This window comes from Mesorhizobium sp. M1E.F.Ca.ET.063.01.1.1 (assembly GCF_003998155.1).
GTDB lineage: Bacteria > Pseudomonadota > Alphaproteobacteria > Rhizobiales > Rhizobiaceae > Mesorhizobium.
Window position 1 is genome coordinate 1 of sequence record NZ_RZSC01000279.1, and the last position, 7,227, is coordinate 7,227.

7 protein-coding genes are annotated in these 7,227 nt (G+C 65.0%); 5 read left to right on the top strand and 2 right to left on the bottom strand.

Features of this window, described 5'->3' with window-relative positions:
• The 3 genes from EOA29_RS19565 to msrB form a co-directional block, all read left to right on the top strand.
• A partial coding sequence (locus EOA29_RS19565; RefSeq protein ID WP_189478935.1) for an anti-sigma factor occupies window positions 1-298 on the top strand: 298 nt, incomplete at its 5' end.
• Between the two features lie 205 nt (window positions 299-503).
• Complete coding sequence (locus tag EOA29_RS19570) at window positions 504-1,061, top strand: fasciclin domain-containing protein (RefSeq protein WP_126090907.1); 558 nt, start codon at window positions 504-506, stop codon at window positions 1,059-1,061.
• A gap of 196 nt (window positions 1,062-1,257) precedes the next feature.
• Complete coding sequence (gene msrB / locus EOA29_RS19575; protein WP_126090906.1) at window positions 1,258-1,761, top strand: peptide-methionine (R)-S-oxide reductase MsrB; 504 nt, start codon at window positions 1,258-1,260, stop codon at window positions 1,759-1,761.
• Window positions 1,762-1,858: 97 nt separating this feature from the next.
• Here msrB and EOA29_RS19580 read toward each other — a convergent pair whose 3' ends face one another.
• Together EOA29_RS19580 and EOA29_RS19585 are read right to left on the bottom strand one after the other, a co-directional pair.
• Window positions 1,859-3,433 (bottom strand): DHA2 family efflux MFS transporter permease subunit, encoded by a 1,575-nt coding sequence (locus EOA29_RS19580; protein WP_245468493.1) that lies wholly within the window; start codon window positions 3,431-3,433, stop codon window positions 1,859-1,861.
• Window positions 3,434-3,582: 149 nt separating this feature from the next.
• Entirely contained in the window at window positions 3,583-4,767 is a 1,185-nt protein-coding gene (locus tag EOA29_RS19585) for an HlyD family secretion protein (protein ID WP_126090904.1), read from the bottom strand.
• Window positions 4,768-4,904: 137 nt separating this feature from the next.
• Between EOA29_RS19585 and EOA29_RS19590 the strand changes: the two genes are divergently transcribed.
• A complete protein-coding gene (locus EOA29_RS19590; RefSeq protein ID WP_126090903.1) occupies window positions 4,905-5,603 on the top strand; it encodes a TetR/AcrR family transcriptional regulator in 699 nt (232 codons plus the stop codon).
• A gap of 230 nt (window positions 5,604-5,833) precedes the next feature.
• Window positions 5,834-7,227: DNA translocase FtsK (locus tag EOA29_RS19595; protein ID WP_281061094.1), on the top strand; the 1,394-nt coding region annotated here is incomplete at its 3' end.

A 7,227-nucleotide genomic window follows, 5' to 3' on the forward strand; every position in this document is an offset into this window, starting at 1 on the left:
CGTCAAATACCTCGCCGTCTATGACGCGGCGCGCCACGAGGTCGGCCTGTCGCTGGTCTCCGGCGAACGCGGCGCCGGCAAGGACTTCGAGCTGTGGATGATCGAGGGCAAGAACGCCCCGGTCTCGATGGGCGTCATCCCGGTCGGTCAGACCGCGCGCATGGCTGTCGCGCCCGCCATCCAGCAGAAGCTGGCGCAGGGCGCCGTGCTCGCCGTCAGTCTCGAGCCCACCGGCGGTTCGCCGACCGGCCAGCCGACCGGCCCCGTCGTCGCTGCGGGTGACTTGAAGGGCATCTGATCACTTTCCGGTAATTTCAAAAGTTAATTGAAGTCTATCTGCCTGGCATGTGTCGGTAGGAGCGTTTTTATGCGTCGAGGCACGGAACATACGAACTCAGATCGGCGAATAAAAAATCTTCGAGGCTCGCGAAACTAAGTTTTTGATGCCTCGTATCTCCTCGCGTTCCCAACAACGGGAAAAACAACCCGAGGAGACTGATATCATGCGTAAGCTCGCCACCCTTTTGCTTGCCTCGTCGATCGGCCTTTCCGCGCTCGGCGCCGTTGCCTATGCCGCCAACCCGATGGTCGGCGGCGCGCCGATGTATGCCAAGAAGAACATCATCGAGAATGCCGTCAATTCGAAGGACCACACCACGCTGGTCGCCGCCGTCAAGGCCGCCGGCCTCGTCGACACCCTGCAGACCCCCGGTCCGTTCACCGTCTTCGCGCCGACCAACGAAGCCTTCGCTGCGCTCCCGGCCGGCACGGTCGAGACGCTGCTCAAGCCGGAGAACAAGGACAAGCTGACCAAGATCCTCACCTGCCATGTCATCGCCGCCAAGGCGATGGCCGCCGACGTCGCCAAGATGGCCAAGGCCGATGGCGGCGCGCATGAGGTCAAGACCGTCGGCGGCTGCGCGCTGACGCTGAAATCGGAAAAGGGCAAGGTCACGGTGACCGACGAGAACGGCAACGTCGCCCATGTCACCATTGCGGACGTGCGCCAGTCGAACGGCGTCATCCATGTCATCGACAAGGTTCTCTTGCCGAAGATGTAACAAAGCGCGTGCGGCCGGCGAAGTGAGGTGTGTCCCCGCCGGCCGCACGGTTCTCCCTTCCGCAATCCGTGTCGCCGTCGAGCGCCGCTCCGCATCGCCAGGGCTTGGGTCGATGTGAAGCGGCGCGCGGACCGTCACCGGCTTTTGATTTTCCGGCGGCGCCATAGTTTGCAACAAGACGTCAGGAGGAAAGGCCATGAACCGTCGCGACTTTCTCTGGAGCGGCGCCGCCGCCACTGCCCTCGTCATCGGAACCGGAGCAGCGCAGCGCATGGGCGGCGCCAAGCCCGCTCTGGCCGCCGAGACTTTCGAGGTCACCAAGACCGATGCCGAATGGCACGCCATTCTTTCGGACGCCGCCTTCGACGTGCTGCGCAGAGAAGGCACCGAATATCCGGGCACCAGCCCGCTGCTCAACGAACACCGCAAGGGCATCTTCGCCTGCGCCGGCTGTGACCTGCCGGTCTATCCGTCGGAGACCAAGTTCGATTCCGGCACCGGCTGGCCGAGCTTCTGGCAGGAGATCCCCAACGCGATCGGCAAGACCGAGGACCGCTCGCTCGGCATGACCCGCACCGAGGTGCATTGCCGGCGCTGCGGCGGCCATCTCGGCCATGTCTTCGACGACGGCCCGCCGCCCACCGGCCTGCGCCACTGCATCAACGGTGTGGCGCTGAGCTTCAAGCCGGCCGCCGCCTGAGGTAGCATTTTCGATCTCACAAAAAGAAACGACCCCGGAAACCGTCGCCGGTTTCCGGGGTCACACATGAGGACGCCAGGCGGGGGTTCCGGCTTCCTCAATGGCCTCCGCCGCCACCGCCGCTTTGGTCGGCCGGCTTGTTGATGAACAGCACGAACAGCCCGAGCGTGGCGAACAGCGCCGTCAGCATGAAGAAGACGTCCATGAAGGACAGCAGCGCCGCCTGCTGATGCACCATGCCCGACAGCTTCGAGATTGCGGCGCTGGTGGCGTCGAGGCCGGCGGTCTGCTCGAAGTTCAGCGTCATGTTCTGCAGCTTGGTCTGGGCTGCCTGGCTGCCCCACTCGACATGCTCGGAGAGCCTTGCATAGTGGAAGGCGTTGCGGTCGATCAGCACCGTGTTGATGATCGCCAGGCCGACCGCGCCGCCGAGATTGCGGGTCAGGTTGAACAGGCCCGACGCGTTCTTCAGGCGCTCCGGCGGCAAAGTGCCGAGCGCGATGTTGTTGATCGGCACCATGCACAGCATCATCGAGCAGCCGCGCAGGATCTGCGGGACGAGCAATTCATAAAAATCCCAGTCGGCGGTGAGGTGCGTCATCCACCAGGTGCCGGTGGCGAAGCCGAAGAAGCCGATCATCATCATCAGCCTGAGATCGATCTTGTTCGACAGGATGCCGGCAACGGGCGCGGTGAAGAACATCGCCAGGCCGCTGACGAACAGCGCCTCGCCGATCATCATCGAATCGTAGCCGCGGATGCGCCCCAGGAACACCGGATAGAGATAGGTGAGCCCGTAGAGGCCGATGCCGACGACGAAGGAGAACAGCGAGCCGAAGGCGAAGTTGATGTTGCTGAAGGCCCTGAGGTCGACGATCGGCTCCTCGGCGGTGAAGACGCGCCAGAAGAAGATGACGCCGCCGATGGTCATGATGATGGCGCAGATGAAGACGGCCTGTTCCTGCAGCCAGTCATGGTTCGGGCCTTCCTCCAGCACATATTCCATGCAGCCGAGGAAGGCGGCCATGCCGGCGAGCCCCCACCAGTCGAACTTTGAGAACAGCTTGAGGTTCGGCTTGTCGAAGTCGATCAGCGACCAGGCCGCCGTCGCCACCAAAATGCCGGGCACCACATTGATCAGGAACAGCCAGTGCCAGGACATGGCGTGGCTGATATAGCCGCCGACCGTCGGGCCGATGGTCGGCGCCAGCGTCGCCACCAGGCCGATCATCGGCGAGACGACGGCGCGCCGCGACGGCGGGAAGATGGTGAAGGCGGCCGCGAACACACTCGGGATCATGCCGCCGCCGATGAAACCCTGGATGGCGCGGTAGACGATCATCTGGTCGATGTTGGTCGCGGTCGCGGCGAGCGCGCTGGCCGCGGTGAAGCCGGCGGCGGCGATGGTGAACAGCACCCTGGTCGACAGCATCCGGCTGAGGAAGCCCGACAGGGGGATCATCACCACTTCGGCGATCAGATAGGCGGTCTGCACCCACGGAATCTCGTCGGAGCTGGCGCTGAGGCCGGCCTGGATCTCGGCCAGCGATGCCGAGACGATCTGGATGTCGAGGATCGCCATGAACATGCCGAACACCATCGCCAGGAAGGCGATGACGCGGCGCGCCGGCATATGGTCGGCGGGGGCAGTGGCCACCGGCCGTGCCGGCATCGATCCTGCGGTGATGGTTGCGGTTGCCATGTCATGGCCTCCTACGGCAATTCCAGGAACAGTCTTCCGTCCGGAACCGCGCCAAAACAAATACCTGGCAGGCGGGGCGGCTCAGCGCTCGATGGCCACTGAGCCGCCCCCCAAACTGCTCAGTTGGACGTCGCGGCCGGCGCGGTGCGGCTGTCGGCGGCGACGATGACGCTCAGGCCGGCGCGCAGCTTGCCGGTCTTCAGAACGTCGGCCGGCACATCAATGCGCACGGGCACGCGCTGGACAACCTTGGTGAAGTTGCCGGTGGCGTTTTCCGGCGGCAACAGCGAGAACACCGCGCCGGAGGCCGGCGCCAACGACGAAACCGTGCCCTCGAAGCTCTGGCCGTCGATGGCGTCGACCGTGATGCGGACCTTCTCGCCGGGCACCAGCCGGCCAAGCTGCGTCTCCTTGAAGTTGCCGACGATGTAGAGCTTGTCCATCGGCACCACGACGGCGAGCTTCTGGCCGGGGCTGACAAGGTCGCCCTGTTCGACCGAGCGGTTGCCGACGACGCCGTCATAGGGTGCCTTGAGCACGGTGAAGGAAAGGTCGCGTTGCGCCTTGTCGCGGGTGAGCTGCAGCGAGGCGAGTGTGCTGGCGGATTCCGCGCGCTGGGCTTCGAGCACGCCGATATTGGCCTGGGCCGCGGTGATCTGGGCATCGGCGCCGGCAAGCGCCGCCTTGGCCTGGTCGAGCGCCGTCTGGGCGTCGTCGAGCTGCGCCTGTGTGCCGACATGGGTCTTGAGCAGCTGCGCCGCGCGGTCCTGGGCGCGTGCCGCGTTGTCCGCGGCGGCCTGGTCGGCGATCTTCTGCGCCTGGGCCTGCGCCAGCGAGGCCTGGGCCGCCTTGGTCTGGGCGTCGATGCGGTCGAGCGTCTTCGCAAGCGTGGCGATCTGCGCCTCGGCCTGGGCAACGGCTATTTTGTAGTCTCCGTCGTCGATGACGAACAGCGAATCGCCGGCCTTGACCTTTTGGTTCTCGCTCACCAGGACCTTATCCACATATCCCGAGATTTTCGGCGACATGAACGACATGTCGGCCTGGACATAAGCGTCGTCGGTGGAGATCATGAACCGGCCATCGGCCCAATAGTTATATCCATACCAGGAACCGGCGCCGAGCAGGCCAAGCCCGATGATCGGCAACAGCATCGAGCGGAGAGAGCGCTTCTTCTTGGCCGGCGCTTCGACCGGCTCGGGAGGAGCGGGCTGTACGGGCACTTCCGGCGCTTCGATCGACGGCTGGACCTTGGCGTTGGGAAAATTGCGGACTTCGGCAGTGGCGGGCGCGTTCGAGGACATGATAATCTCTCTGGGATATAAGTCAGTCAGACTGAACCGTTCGGTTCGAATTGCTGATTGACATAGCGCGGAAAGAGGCCCATATCAAGAGCAAATCGAACCGCCTGGTTCGAAATATTTCGTGAGGTGTGACTTCAATGGTCGAAACGACAGCCGATAGCGATCTGCTCGACCTGCGCAAGGGCCGTCCGGCGGCGGGGCAGGATCCAATCAAGCGGGCCCAGATCATCGAAGGCGCGCGCCGCGTCTTCATCGACAAGGGCTTCGAGGCCGCCTCCATGAACGACATCACACGCGAGGCCGGCGTCTCCAAGGGCACGATCTACGTCTACTTCGCCAATAAGGAAGAGCTCTTCGAGGCGCTCATTGAGGAAGAGCGCGGCACCATCTTCAAGAATATGTATGACGTCCTCGACCACGCCGACGACCTGCGCGAGACGCTGGTGAAGTTCGGCAAGGTGCTCGTCATGAAGATCACCTCGGCCAAGGTCATCCAGGCGCAGCGCACGGTGATCGGCGCGTCCGACCGGATTCCCGAGCTTGGCGCGCGCTTTTACGAGCGCGGCCCCAAACGCGGCCACGACAAGGTCGCCGCCTTCCTCAACGCCGCCGTCGAGCGCGGTCTGTTGAAGATCGAGGATGTTGAACTCGCCGCCTATCAGCTTACCGACCTTTGCCTTGCCGGCCTGTTTCGCCAGTGCATCTTCTCTTACCGTACCAAGGCGCCGACCCAGGCCGAGATCGACCATGTCGTCCGCTCCGGCGTGAACGTCTTCCTGAAGGCCTACGGCACCGCGACGCTTGCCGCCGAGGAGAAGGTGTCGGAACCGGCCTAGGCGCCACGCCCTTCTTCCGACGTCGACAATTGGCGAAAGCCGCGCAACATCGATCTCCCCCCTTGCGGGGGAGATGGCCGGCAGGCCAGAGGGGGGTGTGAAGGAACGCGGCGCCCTTCCAACTTGACCGTCGATCAGCCTCCCTTAGCGCGCCAGTCGGAAGGTCTTGTTAACCATCAGTTCCTATGTCTCGGGACAGCTTTGTTCGACGAGTCTCGAGTATGACATCCATGCGTTTTTCCCGTGCCAATCCGTCCGGCGCTTCCGCCTATGGCAACGACGATCACAGCCGTCCGGAGGACGCGCGGGACCATGGCCCGGCTGCAGCGCCGCAGAAGCAAATGGGGCAGGTCGTCGCGCTGCGAGCCCCTGCTGACGGCGAATCGAACACCGTCCCGCTCGATCCGGCTGGCGGCGGCGAGTTCGGCCATCCGGCCTGGCAGCGATATTTCTTCCTCGCGCCCAATGTCCGGTTCACCCGCACGCCGGATTCCGACAAGCGGCCCGCGCCGCAGCCGGATGACGAAGCGCCGGCCAAGGTGGTGGCTTCCGGCGGCGATTCCATCCGCTCCGCGCCACCGGCGCCACAGGTCGCCAATCCGGCCCGGGCAATTCCCGCCGCGGCCTCCACTGCTCCGGCCCGGCCGCCGCAAGCCATCGCCGCGCCGCAGCGGGCGGTCGCCACTCCGGCGCAAAAGCTGCAGCCGCCGAAATTTCGCTGGTCCTATCTTTCCGATGATGCGTTTTTCGAGTTCAGCATGCCCTTGCTCGCCGAGCGCCTGGCGCGGGCGCGCCTGAACGAATCGCCGCAGCCGCCCGCCACTCCCGCGCGTCCTCCGGCAGCGCAGCCGAACCCATCCCGCGCCGCTTCCCTGGGCGAGGCAACATCGTTCTATCGCGTCATCGAATGGCGCTCGAACGGGCCGGCCGAAAATCCTGCTTCGGGAAGAGTGCCGCCCGCCCCGCCCGTCGCCCGGCCCGCTCCGGTGGAGATCGAACCGCGTGCGCCCGAAGCGACTGCTGCCGCGCCGGTTTCCGGCGCAAGAAGCGCCCGGACCGCAAGGCCCGCGCCCTCCCTGCCTGTCGCCGGTAAGGTCGCGCCGCTGACCGCCGCGGCCGGATACGAGCTTCCTCCCGAGGACCTGCTGCAGCTGCCGCCGGAAGGCCAGGGCTTCTACATGTCGCAGGAGCGGATGGAACAGAACGCCGACCTGCTCGAAAGCGTGCTGGAGGATTTCGGCGTCAAGGGCGAGATCATCCACGTCCGGCCGGGTCCGGTCGTCACGCTCTACGAGTTCGAGCCGGCGCCGGGTGTGAAATCGAGCCGGGTCATCGGGCTGGCCGACGACATCGCCCGCTCCATGTCGGCGATCTCGGCGCGCGTCGCCGTCGTGCCGGGCCGCAACGTCATCGGTATCGAGCTGCCCAATGAAACGCGCGAGACGGTCTATTTCCGCGAGCTGATCGAATCCGCCGGCTTCCGCAACACCTCCTGCAGACTGGCGCTCGGCCTCGGCAAGACGATCGGCGGCGAGCCGGTCGTCGCCGACCTGGCCAAGATGCCCCACCTGCTGGTCGCCGGCACCACCGGCTCGGGCAAGTCGGTCGCCATCAACACCATGAT